Source organism: Acetobacter papayae (genome assembly GCF_047721125.1).
GTDB lineage: Bacteria > Pseudomonadota > Alphaproteobacteria > Acetobacterales > Acetobacteraceae > Acetobacter > Acetobacter papayae.
This window is the reverse complement of the sequence record NZ_JBDNWF010000002.1, coordinates 156,852-172,575: the sequence shown is the minus strand read 5'-3', so window position 1 is coordinate 172,575 and position 15,724 is coordinate 156,852. Positions and strand designations below refer to the sequence as shown.

At 53.3% G+C, this 15,724-nt stretch carries 15 protein-coding genes and 1 pseudogene; 10 read left to right on the top strand and 6 right to left on the bottom strand.

The window, feature by feature from the left end:
• Positions 1-120: 120 nt before the first annotated feature.
• Positions 121-744, bottom strand: a complete 624-nt coding sequence (locus tag ABF757_RS01585; protein WP_415480656.1) for a TetR/AcrR family transcriptional regulator — start codon at positions 742-744, stop codon at positions 121-123.
• Positions 745-890: 146 nt separating this feature from the next.
• Here ABF757_RS01585 and ABF757_RS01580 point away from each other — a divergent pair, with 146 nt between their 5' ends.
• The 6 genes from ABF757_RS01580 to ABF757_RS01555 all read left to right on the top strand — a co-directional run bounded on the left by ABF757_RS01580 (position 891) and on the right by ABF757_RS01555 (position 8,406).
• The gene (locus tag ABF757_RS01580; RefSeq protein ID WP_415480655.1) at positions 891-1,637 is read left to right on the top strand and encodes a glucose 1-dehydrogenase; all 747 of its coding nucleotides are present in this window, start codon (positions 891-893) and stop codon (positions 1,635-1,637) included.
• A 498-nt stretch (positions 1,638-2,135) separates the two neighbouring features.
• Entirely contained in the window at positions 2,136-2,996 is an 861-nt protein-coding gene (locus ABF757_RS01575) for a LysR family transcriptional regulator (protein WP_415480654.1), read from the top strand.
• A 27-nt stretch (positions 2,997-3,023) separates the two neighbouring features.
• Positions 3,024-4,595, top strand: coding sequence for a carbohydrate porin (locus ABF757_RS01570; protein ID WP_415480653.1), 1,572 nt, complete (start codon positions 3,024-3,026; stop codon positions 4,593-4,595).
• Between the two features lie 46 nt (positions 4,596-4,641).
• The gene (gene oxlT / locus ABF757_RS01565) at positions 4,642-5,865 is read left to right on the top strand and encodes an oxalate/formate MFS antiporter (RefSeq protein WP_415480652.1); all 1,224 of its coding nucleotides are present in this window, start codon (positions 4,642-4,644) and stop codon (positions 5,863-5,865) included.
• A complete protein-coding gene (locus ABF757_RS01560) occupies positions 5,858-6,814 on the top strand; it encodes a bile acid:sodium symporter family protein (protein WP_415480651.1) in 957 nt (318 codons plus the stop codon). The genes oxlT and ABF757_RS01560 overlap by 8 nt, the downstream gene beginning before the upstream one ends.
• The gene (locus tag ABF757_RS01555) at positions 6,814-8,406 is read left to right on the top strand and encodes a gamma-glutamyltransferase family protein (RefSeq protein ID WP_415480650.1); all 1,593 of its coding nucleotides are present in this window, start codon (positions 6,814-6,816) and stop codon (positions 8,404-8,406) included. Before ABF757_RS01560 ends, ABF757_RS01555 begins: the two co-directional genes overlap by 1 nt.
• A gap of 250 nt (positions 8,407-8,656) precedes the next feature.
• On the opposite strand, the pseudogene ABF757_RS01550 reads toward ABF757_RS01555, so the two are convergent.
• Positions 8,657-9,465: pseudogene (locus ABF757_RS01550) on the bottom strand (IS5 family transposase).
• A gap of 73 nt (positions 9,466-9,538) precedes the next feature.
• Positions 9,539-10,303, bottom strand: coding sequence for a class I SAM-dependent methyltransferase (locus ABF757_RS01545; RefSeq protein ID WP_415480649.1), 765 nt, complete (start codon positions 10,301-10,303; stop codon positions 9,539-9,541).
• A gap of 88 nt (positions 10,304-10,391) precedes the next feature.
• On the opposite strand from ABF757_RS01545, the gene ABF757_RS01540 reads away from it, so the two are divergent.
• The 4 genes from ABF757_RS01540 (at position 10,392) to ABF757_RS01525 (ending at position 11,793) form a co-directional block, all read left to right on the top strand.
• Positions 10,392-11,201 carry a helix-turn-helix transcriptional regulator gene (locus tag ABF757_RS01540; RefSeq protein ID WP_415480648.1) on the top strand — a complete coding sequence of 270 codons (810 nt, stop codon included), beginning with the start codon at positions 10,392-10,394 and terminating at the stop codon, positions 11,199-11,201.
• Positions 11,202-11,290: 89 nt separating this feature from the next.
• Complete coding sequence (locus ABF757_RS01535) at positions 11,291-11,437, top strand: phosphoribosyl-AMP cyclohydrolase (protein ID WP_415480647.1); 147 nt, start codon at positions 11,291-11,293, stop codon at positions 11,435-11,437.
• The gene (locus ABF757_RS01530) at positions 11,394-11,681 is read left to right on the top strand and encodes a phosphoribosyl-AMP cyclohydrolase (protein WP_415480646.1); all 288 of its coding nucleotides are present in this window, start codon (positions 11,394-11,396) and stop codon (positions 11,679-11,681) included. The genes ABF757_RS01535 and ABF757_RS01530 overlap by 44 nt, the downstream gene beginning before the upstream one ends.
• A complete protein-coding gene (locus ABF757_RS01525) occupies positions 11,656-11,793 on the top strand; it encodes a GTP-binding protein (protein WP_415480645.1) in 138 nt (45 codons plus the stop codon). The genes ABF757_RS01530 and ABF757_RS01525 overlap by 26 nt, the downstream gene beginning before the upstream one ends.
• A 76-nt stretch (positions 11,794-11,869) precedes the next feature.
• Here the strand turns inward: ABF757_RS01525 and ABF757_RS01520 are convergent, their stop codons facing one another.
• From ABF757_RS01520 to ABF757_RS01510, 3 genes are read right to left on the bottom strand one after another with little or no spacing between them, the layout of a single operon-like run.
• A complete protein-coding gene (locus tag ABF757_RS01520; RefSeq protein ID WP_415480644.1) occupies positions 11,870-13,138 on the bottom strand; it encodes a cytosine deaminase in 1,269 nt (422 codons plus the stop codon).
• A gap of 17 nt (positions 13,139-13,155) precedes the next feature.
• Complete coding sequence (locus ABF757_RS01515) at positions 13,156-14,499, bottom strand: purine-cytosine permease family protein (RefSeq protein WP_415480643.1); 1,344 nt, start codon at positions 14,497-14,499, stop codon at positions 13,156-13,158.
• Between the two features lie 43 nt (positions 14,500-14,542).
• Positions 14,543-15,577 carry an isopenicillin N synthase family dioxygenase gene (locus tag ABF757_RS01510; RefSeq protein WP_415480642.1) on the bottom strand — a complete coding sequence of 345 codons (1,035 nt, stop codon included), beginning with the start codon at positions 15,575-15,577 and terminating at the stop codon, positions 14,543-14,545.
• Positions 15,578-15,724 lie beyond the last annotated feature (147 nt).

Here is a 15,724-nt window from a genome sequence, read left to right as displayed (position 1 = left end):
CCTGTGAATCACAACCTCTCGCTCAGTTCAATAAATTAATAGGTCCTGAGCCTAGATTGATTTTTAGATTTTTATTTATGGTGTATTGCACGAAACTATTTTTCGTGTCGTGATTTTCTCTCACATACTCGGCCAAGCTTGCATTCCAATCCGCGCGATTTCCAGAAGCCTGTCTCGTGAAGCTCCGTCACGGGCCTGTACGGCCATGCCACGTAGTAGGGATCCGTAAAAAGCAGCCAGAGCCTCAATATCGGTGTCAGATGGTAGGTCGCCTGTAATCTGACCCTTTCGCAGGCGCTGGGCCATAGCATCTTCTGTCTGTGTTCGCTGTTTAGCCAGAAGGTCGCGCAAGCGGCTCTGGTTGGGGGAGCATTGGGTTGCAGCAACTGAAATCATACATCCCGCAGGTCGGTCGGGGTGTGTGAACTCTATCGCGGCGGCTGTCGTTAAATCCTCAAAGACAGTTCGCGTATTGGCGTCTTCATTCAGGATGCTAAGGAACCAGCCCCCTGCGATGCTCATATAAGCCTCAATCGCCTCATGGTACAGCGCTTCTTTGCTGCCAAAGGCATTGTAGAAGCTGGAAGCACTGATCTGCATTGCTGCAATCAGATCATCGAAGCTTGTTCCTTCATAACCACGGTCCCAGAACAGGCGTATGGCAGCGCATAAAGCCTCTTTGCGGTCAAAAGACTGGGGGCGCCCCCGTCTTCGCTGTGCACCAGATTCTTTTTTTGATGTCATCGCTCCATAAATCCTTGAAACCGGAAACCAAAGTCTTATATGCCTTATGTTGGAGCGATCACTCCACATTTAAATCCATTGGTTTCGACAAACCGGGCATTAAAGTACGCATGTGCGTTCTGGCCCATACAGACAGGCACATATCAATGAGCAAACTTTCCGGAAAAGTTGCAATCGTAACTGGCGCCTCCAAGGGGATCGGCGCGGCCATTGCCAAGGCGCTCGCGGCTGAGGGGGCTGCTATCGTCGTTAATTATGCATCCAGCAAATCCGGGGCTGATGCGGTCGTCGCGGCCATTGCAAGCAGTGGAGGAAAGGCAGTTGCTGTTCAGGGTGACGTTTCCCGCAAGGAGGATGCACAGGCAATTGTGGATGCTGCGATCACTCAATTCGGTCGGTTGGATATTTTAGTCAATAATTCCGGTGTGTACGAATTTGCATCAATTGACGAGATCACGGAGGAGCATTTCCACCGTCTCTTCAATATCAACGTGCTAGGTACGCTTCTGACGACGCAGGCTGCATCGAAGCATCTTGGTGACGGCGGTAGTGTCATTAACATCAGTTCTGTTGTCTCTCGCATCACGCCGCCGAACTCTGCCGTCTATACGGCAACGAAAGGTGCCGTGGACGCCATTACCGGTTCTCTTGCCCGTGAACTGGGCCCAAGAAATATCAGGGTCAATGCGATCAACCCGGGCCTGATCGAAACGGAAGGCACAAAAACGGCCAATGTTGTTGGTTCCGAGATGGAACAGTTTATTATTTCGCAGACACCACTGGGGCGGATCGGTCAGGTGCAGGACATTGCGCCTCTTGCTGTATTTCTTGCCTCTGACGATGCGCATTGGCTGACAGGTGAAACCCTCATCGCGTCCGGCGGCCTGCGCTAAAGCTTGAAATTGACCCGGCAGAGTTTTTGCCGGGTCAAGGTTGCATTGTCAGCATGCATTTCAGGCCATGGCTGTCTAGAAATGAGGTCATCACCGCAGAATACTAATCAGGTGCCCGACATTGCCTGCGGATGGCATATGGCTATCATTGACATAATGCACCGCTATCAATCGTATTTCGCAGGCCATTCATTTTCCCATCAAGGCCGAAATGGTTTGTCGGGTAACGGCCATCATGCACGATGGGCTTCCAAGCATTTCTGATCCTATCCATCGTCGGGGATCATGGAGTTTCATGGCGCGGTCGAATGGGAAGCGCAGGCTAAGCGCTACACACATCGTTCCTCGATAAAGCCGGGGACGTTCAGTCCTTTCATTTTTTTAGCATATTGAATAAGTTAACCGCTTTTATTGTGGGGGCGGAATTTTTTTCCTTGACCCACTTATTCCGTTATCGCACTAATCGGATATAACGATTCCTTTTGGTATATTATCTATATGCTCGATAAATCTAATCTAGATCTGCACCACCTCAGGTCTTTTCTGGCTGTGGCAGAAACGCTTCACTTTACGTCGGCAGCCCATTTACGTGGGGTCAGCCAGTCGACTATCAGCCTGCATATCCACCGGCTGGAGGAAGCGCTTGGAATCTCCCTTCTTTCCCGTTCTACCAAAGTGGTTGAATTAACAGATTCTGGCCATGCTCTTATCCGGCTTGCGCAGGAAACATTGCAGTCCCACGATCGTATTTTCCAGCTTTCAGCTCATATACAAACGCAAAGTCATATTAGAATTGGGCTGACGGAAGATCTTGTGCTGTCTGAATTTCCTCTTGTTTTAAGAAATTTTCGTAACCAGCATACACAGACACAGATCAGCCTGACCACTGGGTTAAGCCATAGTCTGCGCACCCGTCTGGGTAGTGGAGATATTGATCTTATGTTTGGCATGCAGGGGCCGAATGAGACGCATGGCAACCTTCTGTGGCAGGAGAAACTGAAGTGGTACATGCATCCAGATGAAAAACTGAACAAAAAGCAGTCTGTTCCACTGGTTGTTTTTCCGGAAGGTAGTGTTACACGGCGCATCACGCTGGAAACACTTAACCGGCACAACATCAATTGGCATATAGCATTTTGCAGCGATAGCCTGAGCGCTCTTTTGGGGGCGGTTAAGGCTGGTTATGGGTGCACGCTCCAGCCAAGTTTTTTGCAACGCAGTGCTCTTGCGTCACCAATTATCATGCCAGATCTACCGGAACCGCCACCTGTCGGTTTTGTCGCGCTGAATAACAGACAAGAATTCAGCTCCCTTGAAAACATGCTGATAGCGGCAACGAAAGACGTTTTTCCTAGCTAAGATCATCTTTTACGAACAGGTATTGCCATGACCCATATCTCATTCCTGCCAAAACGTTGCGTTATCGCATCATCTGCGTGCGTAACCGCGTTGCTTGGTGCCCTGCCTGCATTTTCTTCGCCTGTAAAAAACAGTCAGGATACATCTTCTTCCAAAGTGGTCGTCCATGCCAAACGGTTGGAAGACGTACTGGCCCGTTCTATGACGGACCCTGCCGTACCTGCCTATGTGCCCGCCATCAATACACCCGCTGGCGTGCCAGCTCCACCGTCTGCCCACAGTTCAAACTCCAACACTCCGCAGCCCTACCTGTTTTCGTTACACACAAAGCCGGTCATGTCCGCAGGTAAATATCTGGCACAGAATGGTGTCTATATTACCGGATGGAGTGTTTCCGAATATTCTGGTGTACCTGCTGGTGGCATCAAGCATGGTTCGTTTTTTAACAACTTTGCGGGTCTTGGTCTTGATCTGGATATGCAGCGTATTGCTCATATTCCCGGTGCCAAAATTCATTTTCTGGCAGACGATGTAGCGGGCGATGGGAGGGCAGGGGGTTTTACCGGCTCCAACTGGGGTTTTGTCTCCTATTACGGCAACCATAACGGCTTGCAGGTGAGGGAGTTTACGTGGGATCAGGCATTGTTCAACAACCGCCTGTTCATTCTGGCCGGACGCTCCATGCCAAAAGGTGGGGAGTTTGATGGTTCTGACCTGTACTGCATGTTCCCCTCCTTCCTGTGTTCCGTGCCAACCACCCTTACGGTTAATGGTTCCATGCCGTCCTTTGTCACATCTTCCTGGGGTGTGCGTTTGCTTTATAAGCCAACGGAAAAAACCTATATCAAAACAGGCATATGGGAGGCTGAACCCTGGCTCAAGGCAGGCAATCATAATAGCTGGCCCGGCCCGGACTGGGGTTTTGACAAAGCGCAGGGGGAATATATTCCCACTGAAGTGGGCTACCGCACCAACTTTACCAACGATCGCTACCCTCGTGCTTATTCCATAGGATTTGTATACGATACCGCCAGTTATTCCGACCCGCTCTACAACAACCGTGGCCAGTCTCGGGTGTTGTATGGTGGCACAGCCATGAATCGTCGTGGTCGTACGCAACTGTATCTGCAGGCGCAGCAGATGATCTGGAAACCAGACGAAAAGGGGACACGCGGCCTGATACTGTTTGGTGCTGCCAACCTGATGACTTCTGGTAGTGCGACCATCCACGATGGTTTTGTCGCTGGGTTGTTTGACTGGGGGCCCTTTGCCTCCCGCCCGCGCGACTACATTGGTTTGGTTGGACAGACCTTTATCTGGGATCATCGCTTTGTGCAGGGCATGAATGACACGCTCAGCGTACACGGTAATTCTGCACGCTGGGCCAATCAGGAAACCATGGCAGAAATAAACTATGGTCTCAATATTGCTCCGGGCGTCATGTTTACTCCGTATTTTGAGTATATCTGGAACCCTGACCAGCTTGGACGCAAAAGCATTATTCCTAACCTGAACACTGCGGTGCAGGCTGGTGCCATGCTGAACATCCAGTTCAGTCCCGCTTTTGGTCTTCCCACACTGCATCGTACACGCAGCTAACGGGCATGGACTGCTCCTACGCCTCTATTTTTCAAGGATAAAGCAGATGATTGCAGTAAAATGGCAGCAGATGATTGCAGGCCTTCTGTGTATGGGGGCCATTTCATCCCCTCAATATGTGTGGACGTTGTTTACCCCCGCCCTGAAAGTTGATTTCAACACTAGTGCAGCGGCGTTGCAGGCCACTTTTTCCCTTCTTATTGTGCTTCAGACACTTTTTTCACCCATTCAGGGCTGGATTGCCAAACATGTGCATCCTCGTAGCCTGATTATGGTTGGTATTGTGGTAACCGGTGCAAGCTGGGTAGCGACAGCAAAGGTACAGAGCCTAAGCATGCTGTATCTGACCTATGGCGGGTTAGGCGGTATAGGCACGGGCATTGTCTACGTAGGCGTTGTTTCCTTACTTATGCAGTGGTTCCCCAAAAACCGGGGCATGGCCGCTGGCGCTACCGCAGCGGGCTATGGCATGGGGGCAATGTTGACGACTTTCCCCATTTCCCATCTTCTGGCGGCATCGGGCTGGCGCACGACCATGGCGGTGTTTGGCCTTGTCATGATTGCAGCCGGTCTTATAGCGGCTTTTTTTCTCAAGACACCACAGGTGGAGGCAGCGCAGGCCGAGCAGGGTACAGACAGCGCGGGCTATAAAACCTCATTTGTTGTTAAAACACCATTGTTCTGGTTAATGTTTTTTATGATGGCCACCATGGCTACTTCCGGCCTTATGGTTACCTCCCAGCTTGCACAGATTGCATCAGATTTTGGCGTGGCGCATCTGAGTATTCTGGGAATGGCGGCTCTTCCGCTGGCCATGACATTGGATCGTATTGCCAATGGCGTTACACGGCCTTTGTTCGGCTGGATTTCCGACCGGTTGGGGCGTGAGCAGACCATGGCTTTTGCCTTCACGCTGGAAGCCATTGCCCTGACCTGCTGGCTGGCATTGGCCAACCACCCGGTTGCCTTTGTGCTTCTGTCTGGCGTGGTGTTTCTCGGATGGGGTGAAATTTTTTCGCTTTTCCCTGCAACTCTGACAGACACATTTGGCACCCGTGATGCCTCACGTAATTACGGCCTGCTGTATATGGCCCAGGGCGTGGGTGCCATATTTGGTGGTCCGCTGGCCGCATGGCTGCACCAGAGCAGCGGTAACTGGCACCCGGTTTTTGCTCTGGCTATCGGCGGAGATCTGCTCACTGCTTTGCTGGCATTTGTCGTGCTGCGGCCCATGCGCCGTCGTTTTATGCAGAGCAGCCCCCATGCGTAAACTGGACCCTTTTTTAACTGCGCTTATCGGCGCGGTCGTGCTGGCAACCTTTCTGCCCTGCCACGGCTTTGCCACCACTGTTTTGGAATATGTGACTGATGCCTGCATCATGGTCATGTTCTTTATGCAGGGGCTCAAGCTGGAACGGCGCGCCATATTGGACAATATGCGCAACTGGCAGTTACAGGGGCTGGTGCTGGCCTGCACATTTACCCTGTTTCCCGCACTCGGTTTAGGCTTGCACGCTTTGGCGCCGGACCTTATGGAAAATAACCTGTGGCTGGGTGTGCTGTTTCTGTGCTGCTTGCCCTCCACAGTGCAGTCCTCAATTGCGTTGACATCCCTCGCTAATGGTAATGTTGCTGCATCAATCTGCGCAGCAACTCTTTCTAACATTGCAGGTATTTTTATAACGCCGGTTCTTGTTTCGTTTGTTCTGCACACGCATGGGGTTTGGTCCGCGCATGCCATTGTTGGTATTGCTGTGCAGCTTCTATTGCCTTTTGTAGCAGGGCAGCTCCTACAGCCTTTTCTGTACAAATGGGCCCATCGCAACAAAAAAATCATTTCTATTACAGATCGCTCTTCCATCATTCTTGTTGTTTACACTGCTTTTAGTCATGCTGTTGTGGAGGGAATATGGCTGCAACTCTCAGCGCGCAATATTGCCACTCTGATTGCCGTTGATACGGGGCTGCTTCTGGCGGTAATAGTAATAACTCTTCTTACAGGGAAACTATTCGGTTTTTCTTCAAAGGATGAAGTGTCCCTTATTCTCTGCGGATCTAAAAAATCACTCGCTTCAGGCGTGCCTATGGCCAATGTGCTGTTCCCAGCCTCTGCCGCTGGCTTTGTTATTCTGCCGCTCATTCTTTATCACCAGATACAGCTTTTTCTCTGCACACTTCTTGCCCGCCATTACCACAATAAACACCTTACGGACGTCTGATGCTCCATACATTCCATTCAACACGCGGTATGGTGACATCACCGCATCATCTGGCAAGTCAAGCAGGGCTTGATATTCTCAAAAAAGGCGGCACAGCCTTGGACGCTGTTGTGGCCACTGCCGCGACACTTTCTGCCGTTTACCCCCATATGACAGGTCTGGGGGGAGATTCCTTCTGGCTTATTTCCTACCCGGATGGACGTACCTGCGTTATAGACGCATGCGGCGCGGCGGCGGCGGACGCGTCTCTTCAGCTCTATCGCAGTGCTGGTCATGCCAGCATACCTTGGAGGGGTGGGCTGGCCGCTAACAGCATGGCCGGAGCCGTTTCTGGTTGGCAGGAAGCCCTGCACCAAAGTGCCAGACTTCAACCCAATTTGCCATTGCAAGACCTTCTGGCTGAGGCCATCCATTACGCGGAACGCGGTTATGCTGTATCAGATAGTGAGGCAACACTCTTACACGAAAAACAGGCGGAATTGTCAGAAAACCAAGATTTTATAGGGGCTTACACCAATGCTGACAGGCTGTTCACCCTTGGAGATATCCGCCGTAACCCCGCACTGGGTTGTACCTTAAGGTATCTGGCCGAGCACGGCCTGAACAGTTTTTATACCGGCCCCATGGTCAATACCTTGTGTGCAGATCTTGCCAAAGTGGGCAGCCCTCTGAACCAGCAGGATTTTTTACGTCATACGGCAACCCTGACAACACCATTACACACCACCATACGGGGCTGCACGCTCTACAACACCCCGCCACCCACACAGGGCGTTGCATCACTCGCCATTCTCAAGATTTTTGATCTGCTGAATGCTGTGGAACCCGAAAGCTTTGCTCATATTCATGGTCTGGTGGAAGCCACAAAAAAAGCTTTCCTGTTTCGCAACGCCCATGTTGGTGATCCTGCTTATATGAAGGTCTGCGCACAGTCTTTCCTTAATGACACGGCCCAGATCAGTGGCCTTGCGCAGGATATCGACATGCACAAGGCTATGCCATGGCCAGCCCCCTCGCAGCAGGGAGATACAACATGGATGGGAGCTATTGATTCGTCTGGTGTGGCGGTCAGCATGATTCAGAGTCTGTATTTTGAATTCGGCTCGGGCGTCTTTTTGCCAGAATCGGGAATACTATGGCAAAATAGAGGCTCATGTTTCAAGCTTTCGGATTCTGGTTGGAATGCTCTTCGGCCCGGCCGCAAGCCATTCCATACGCTCAATCCTGCGCTCGCGCGCTTTGATGATGGACGCACCATGGTATACGGCACCATGGGGGGAGAAGGGCAGCCACAAACTCAGGCCGCTATTTTCTCGCGCTATGCCCGTTATGGTGTCCCCCTGCAACAGGCTGTTACAGCCCCGCGCTGGCTTCTGGGTCGCACATGGGGGATGGAAAGTGTCTCCCTTAAAATGGAGAGCTCTTTCTCTCCAACCCTTGTGCAGGAGCTGCAAAATGCAGGTCATGAGGTAGAGATGGTTGCACCATTTTCTTCCATGATGGGGCATGCAGGGGCTCTGGTCAGGCATGGTAATGGCATGATCGAAGGTGCTTTTGATCCACGGAGCGATGGCTCTGTTGCTGCTTTTTAACGAGCAGGCACGGGGCTCGGCCCCATATAGATGGGCCCTTATGCCTCTCACCAACATAGTGCTACTGGCGGCTGCTCCCTGACCAGTTGGGGTGTCAGAGCCAGATCATGTACCCGTATGGTATACTTTGGTCTCCACGGTCGGCCAATCCCTTGATCCTTGCAGCCTCGGCTGTGGTCGGTCCCGGTTGTGCCGGCTCTGTTGCACAATTCACTCTATCGGCGTGACTGCACCGTTATAGAGTATTCCGTTACTGAACCGCATGTGTGAGTGGGGTTCCGAACGCTGTGAATCGGTTGAGGATAGCAACACGGATATGAACTTCGGTGACCTGGCGGTTGAAATCGCGTGCTGTCAGACGTTGGCCCAGCAGTTTGATGCAGTGCATCTTCGTCTCGACGCGGCTTCGTCGATGATAACCGCTCCACCGTCTCCAGAGAGCCCGTCCAAGATGTCTACAGGCCCGTAGAGCTTCGTTTCGGGCGATGGCTCCTGCTGATGTGGGACACCATGGCTTTGCGTTTTTTCGAGGAGGTATGACAGCCTGGGCGCCGCGGCCGGCAATGGTTTTTCATGGGATCTCCTCGTGTCAAATGCGCCATCAGCCGTGACGCTGGCGACGTCCTCCTCATCGGGGATCTGCTCCAGAAGCACCGGCAGAACCGGAGCATCGCCGACATCATTTTTCATGATCTCAACAGCCCTGATTTCCAGTGAGCCTTCGTCAACAGCAATATGAAGTTTGTGCGAGATCCTGTGCTCTGATGCCTCGTGTTTGCGGGTGTGCCATTCACCTTCTCCCTCAACCTTGATCCCGGTGCTGTCGATCAGAAGATGGAGCAGGCCGTTCGAGCTGCGATAGGGGATATCGACCGGCAGGGATTTCTGCCGGCGGTTCAGCGTCCTGAAATCCGGCTGATGCCCACGGCGCGCCGTCGGAAGGTCTTCCCAATTCATCGACGGGTCAAACCATACCGTTAGAGAACCACGCGCCTTCAGTGCTGCGTTGTAGGAGGGCCAGTTCGTCGTTCGGTAGCGCGTGGATTTCGGCTTGCTCATGCCAATCAGCTAACAAACTGGATTCAAACAGGGAATCCTTGGTCGGTATTTGCGCAATAAAGCCGCTCCTCGCTCATGTTTTGCTCCATGTCACGATTGAGATAGGGAAATAGAAATGGATCCCGTTTGAATCTTGCCATGCTCCCATGCCCAGACGATCCTGACCGCCTGCGATATCCTCTGCAAACATTGCTTGAAGAGCAGTCCAGTCCTCTGGAGCGACCTGATCCTCTAGATGAGACTCAAGGCGATATTGATGTATCATAGCAGGCGACAGCCCCGCTTTATTTCCGAGGGACAGTAACTGGTCCAGTGTCAGCGCACTTGTATGTGAGGGATCGCGGAGTGTTTCTGCCCGATCATATCCTGCCTGACATTCGGGTGCCGGGGTTGCATCAATCACAATAAGCCGGCCATCGGGGCGACAGACGCGTACCATTTCTGCCAGAACTTTTGCTGGGTCCTGCATGTGGTGAAAACTGTAGCGTGTCACAACCCGGTCGAAATTGTCCGCTGGAAATGGTAAATGCAGAGCATTGCCAATATGATACGCCACTGTCACGCCCATGTTGTCTGCACGCAGACGGGCCTGTTCGATCATGGCGGGTGTCAGGTCGATGCCCGTGACGTGTGCACCAATACGGGCCAGTTCACAGGCGACAATTCCCGGGCCGCAAGCAACATCAAGTACTTTCATGTCTTTACTTACTGCGCAGGCAGCAAGTGTTTGTGCCATACTTTCATTTTCCGCGTGGATGGCCAGCTCAGAAAATGGTTTTGCCCAGCGTGTAAACTGGGCAACGATCTGAGCATCATGTGGTGTGTGTGAGGCAGACATCTTTATTCCTTTCCTTGTCCATTCAGGGTAAGGAAAGGGCAGGTGGCCGTCTAACGCCATGCGGCCATAAATAAGCGAATATCGGCCAATGAAAAATCTCACAGCCAGAGAAACACAAACTATTCTTGTCGAGAACAGGCTGGATGGTCCGGGGAAGCCCGGCTTTGCATATCGCAACCCGTCTTCCGCCATATTTTACGACTGGCATGCCCATCCGTGCCACCAGATTACCTATGCAAGACGTGGCACGACACAGATTGAAGGTCCAGACGGTCATCATCTGCTGCCCACAGCACATGCTATATGGATTCCGGCAGAAACACGCCACCGGACCATGATCCGTGATCTGGATGGCGTTTCCGTCTTTTTTGATCCTGCATATTTTCCGCATGCTAGCCCGGACCATATCCAGACATTTCCTATAACGACAATGTTGCAGGAGATGCTGCTTTACACCCTGCGCTGGCAATCAGGATCAGCGGAGCAAGGCCCGATTGCTCAGAGTTTTTTCCATACTCTAGGCTTGCTCTGCATGGAGCAGATGCAGGTGAAAACAGCCCGGCTTTTCACTCTGCCGCGAGCCACGCATCCGTCTATCATGCGCGCTATGCAAGCGGCCCTTGTCAGCCCCGGTCAGGCAAATCTGCCTCTGATGCTGCATCATGCAGGAATGTCAGAACGCAGCTTTCGTCGCCATTTTAATGAGGAAACCGGCATGACATGGCAGGACTGGATCACACAGGCTCGTCTCTTTCACGCTGCGACCCTACTAGCCGAAGGGCAACGTGTAACAGATGTCGCGGCCAGTGTCGGCTACACATCTCTTAGTGCATTTGCAAAAGCTTTTACCGGCCTGATGGGCATGTCACCGGCTCGCTTTCGGGGCTTGCAAGCGTAAATAGGAGCGGCTGTTTCAGTCAGGTTCCTGTGCTAAATTCTCTATTTCAGCCATATCTCGACGTTTGGGACGATGTCCCGCTGGTGGGCATGATGAATCTCGAGGTTGTTGCCCACAGGCTTGAAAACCACGAGACCCATTACTGGACCCGGAGCCGCCAGTGCCTGTGGCGCAAGGGCGCTACGAGCGGGTTTGCCTATCGGCAACGAGCAGCATGCGGTCTGGCTGCTCGTTAGCACGGCTGGTTCCGGGGCGAACTACCATGTGGGGTATCGTAGCTGTTTTTACGGGTGTGTCGATTTCTCTGCTGATGAAGGCATTCCGGCGTCACCGGATGAGCTCGTCTTTTACGAGACGCACAAGACCTTCGATCCGGTTGCTGCCTATGGCGATACCCGAACCCAACGCGGTTCTGAAGGAAAAACGACCATCGGCATGAGCGAGGTCAATATCGATGCCAATCTGGTATACGGGGGATAGTAACCTGTCGTGTACTGGTGAAAAACTAGTTGGAATGACCAATGGCTGTATCTGCTATACAGTGCGAGATGCCCTGCGGCAGGAAGTGCGGCGGCTCGTCTTACAGGAGTGAAACGGAATGTGCTGGCATGATTCCAGCACATTCCTGAAACTTCGGAGGCAGGTTTACTCTATACTCAGTTGTTCCATTATACATCCGAAAGATCGAACAGCTTTTCTTCCGTAAGGTAGAGATGGCTCAGGCGGGGCTCTGTGCGAGAGAGTATGCGGCCATGACGCAGGACGTACAGACGGGCAGGGCGCAGACGGATTGCATCTATAGCTGAGCGCGCTTGCAAAACTACAAGGTTAGCTGGGTTTCCGGGGGCGAGGCCGTAGTCTGGCAGGTTAAGAATGCGGGCGGCGGTCTGCGTGACACCGTTGAAACAGTCATGCAGGCCCTGTTCATCCGTCATCTGGCCGACATGGACAGCCATGGAAGCGACTTCGAGCATATCGTGGCTGCCCAGACGGTACCATGGGTCCATGACGCAATCATGACCCAGAGCGACGGGAACGCCTGCGCGGAGCAGTTCGGGCAGACGGGTCATGCCGCGGCGCTTGGGGTAGGTGTCGTAGCGGCCCTGCAGGGTAATGTTGATCAGTGGATTAGCCACGGCTCCCATGCCTGCTTCGGCAATCAGGCTTATCAGCTTGTCGGCATAGGCATTGTCCATGGAGTGCATGGAGGTTAAGTGCGAGGCCGTAACACGACCCTGTAGCCTGAAGCGCACAGTGGCAGCCGCCAGAGTTTCGACATGGCGGGAAGATGGGTCATCGGTTTCGTCGCAATGCATGTCAACGGGTAGGCCCCTGTCCGCGGCAAGGCGCATCAGCTCGTCGATTGATGCTGCTCCATCCTGCATCGTGCGCTCGTAATGCGGAATACCCCCAACAAGGTCAACACCCATGTCCAGTGCGCGCACGAGCAACTCGCGCGCGTTGGGCATGCGTAAAAAGCCATCTTGCGGAAAGGCAACAAGCTGGATGGTCATCCAGGGTTTCATATCTTCGCGCAGGCGTAGTAGCGCGCGTACTGCGGTCAGATTTGGGTCGCTGATATCGACATGGCTGCGGATAGCCAGCGTGCCTTGTGTGATAGCCATTTCGCACAGTTTTCGTGCGCGCTGGTAAATATTCTCTTCTGTCAGGAGTGTTTTCGTTTCCTTCCAAATTTGTATGCCTTCCAGCAGGGTGCCGCTGGCGTTGTGTCGCACCAGACCTGAGGTGAGGGTAGAATCAAGGTGGAAATGGCTATCCACGAAAGGCGGGCAGACAAGGTGTCCGTCCAGATCAAGCACCTGTGCGGCATCGCCGGTAAAGCCCTTACCAACGGAAACGAATTTTCCATCATGAATGGCAATGTCCGCTGGTGTGCTGTCAGGCAGGGTGGCGTTGCGCAGCAGGAGGTCAATCATGGCTGTATCCTGTTGTTTCAGTTCTGCCGGGCAGCAGCACGGCGGCGGAGTATGCAGATCTGCAGGCCCCCGGCGAGGAAGAAGCCGACAAGATAACCGATGTCAGCCCCCTTCAGCATGGTAGCGATTGGGCCAGTGTAAAGAGGTGTGGAGGAAAATAGCGAGATTGTCAGTGTGGTTACGGCCACAAATACCGTTGCGCTGCTTGTCCAGCCTGGGAGCGCGTTGCTGCGCTCGGCCTTGATGTTGGCCGGGCGGCAGTACCAGTCTGCCAGCACAATGCCGCACCATGGCGCGATCCAGTAAAGGGCGAGCAGCAGGTAGTTTTCATACAGGGAGACAAAACGCCCTTCGCCCATGACAGCCAGCACATAGCCCAGACCCGCTGTTACTACAGCGCTAAGCATGCGATTGACATGAATGCCTGCGGAAATAAGCGCATAGGCGGCGGTGTTATCATTGGCTGCGTTGATGGCGACGGAAGAAAAAGCGACAGCCGCCAGTGCCAGCGGGGCGAGTGGGCCAGACCATGCCTGCAAGGCGTGAATCAGGGCATCGGGCGAGGGGTCCTGAATAGCAGCCCCGGTCAGCAGGCCGAACATTTCCATAATGAAAGAGGACAGGAACGTGCCGAGGAATGTCAGCCAGAAGATACGTTTTGCCGGCGTGGCGGGTGGGACATAGCGCGTATAGTCGGACGCATAGGCCGCCCACGCCATGTTGAAGCTACTGACAGCGCCCAGCCCGACCATAATATCTGCGAAAGCGGCGCTGCTGGTGGCCCCTGTGCCGGAAGGGGTAGCAGAATGTGTGACCGCGATCACCCCTACAATGGCGAACGCTCCCATGAGAACCCAGCCGAGATATTTCTCGATAGTCTGCACAAAATCATGCCCGCCCATGCTGGCCAGCAACTGGATAAAGGCAAGAACCCCAAGGGCAAGCCAGAAAGGAGCGGGGATGCCCACCATCCTGAGCAGGAGGATGAAAGCCAGTGCGGATGGCACGTTGTTGACCGCATCCCACCCGACGCAGTTGGCCCAGTTAATGAAGGCGGGCAGCCTTTTGCCTGTTTTGCCAAATGAAAAGCGAGAGGCTTCCATTTGTGGCAGGCCTGTTTTCGGTCCCATGACGGCGCAGAGCGCCACTGGAAGGGACCCCATGATATTGCCTAGTAGCAGCACCATAATACCCGTCCAGCCCGTCAGGCCGAGACTGACGACCAGAATACCGATCACCCATGCCGAAGGAGCGAGGTTAGGGGCAAAATGGCTCCAGAAAACCCGATCTGCTTTCATGGTCTGCAAATCGGGGGAAACGCTTTGAAGAACGGCCGCGCTGCTTGTTGCTTCGACTTTCATGCCAAGGAGTTCCTTCGGGGAAAGGGCGCTGGATGGGGGCGTATCAGTCTTCGTTCTGTCGGTAGCTATAGGTTTCATCAAAACGCGAAAGAATATATGCGCCTGCGCCTATGGCGGGAAACAGAGGGGGATGTGCCTCGTCAACACAGGAAGCCAGAGGGCTGATGAGGGTATCGTAATCCGGTCCGAAGAAAAGCGGCATGGAGTAACGCTCTTTTCCGGACTGGTTGATAACGCGGTGCAAGGTGGAGCAGAACAGGTTGTTGGTCCAGCGGGCCATCATATCGCCGACATTAATCACGAAGGTGTCGGGAATGGGGGGAGCTGCGATCCATTCCTTGTTGGCATTGAGCACCTGAAGGGCAGATTCTCCGTTCTGGTGGAGAATGGTAAAGCACTCGTAATCAGAATGTGCACCGATTCCAATCTGCTTTTCATCAATAGCACCAGCCTGCGGCGGGTAGCGTAGGATACGCATATGTGCCAGCGGTTTGTGTATGAACTGCTCGAAATGGTTTTCTTCCAGATCAAGGGCGAGAGCAAAAGTACGGAAAATAACATGCCCCAGCCTGATCAGGGCGGCATGGCAGGTCATGACCGTATTTCTGAAATCTTTGGGCTCGTCAGGCCAGAGATTTGGGCCGTAGAGAGATTTTCCGGCCAGCACGTCAGGGTCACTGGCGGGAATGTCGCAGGATAGGTCAAAGGCTTCGTGTAGATCGCCTAGTGATTCCGGGTTTGTGTTTTCTTCCAGTAGCGGGCCGTAGCCGCGATGGTTGGCCGAGTTGCGGATATGGATACGGTTTTTTTCCGCAAGGGGTAGGGCAAAAAACTGGCGGCTGCGTTCATAGCAGTCTGACAGGGTTTGCTGGGGCACACCATGGTTGCGGACATAGAAAAAGCCTACTTCGGTGCAGGCCTTTCTGACAGCGCGGCCGACAGCGTGGCGTTTTTGAGGGTCAGGCAGAAACATGTCGGCCAAGTCAATGACAGGAATCTGCTCAAAGGCGACCTGTTTGACGTCCAGCCCTGCCTTGCCGACGGGGCGCAGGCCATTGCCGGTTTTTACCATAACCATCCGGGGTTGTTCCTCCTGGTGGGATTGAGGCGTCCTGTGCCGCTCCGTGCAGGCAGCATACTGTTGCATATTTCGGATTCGCAATATTTTTCTGACCATCCAGACAAATTCTGTGGGTTGGTCTCACGTTTGCGTATGAAAGCTGAC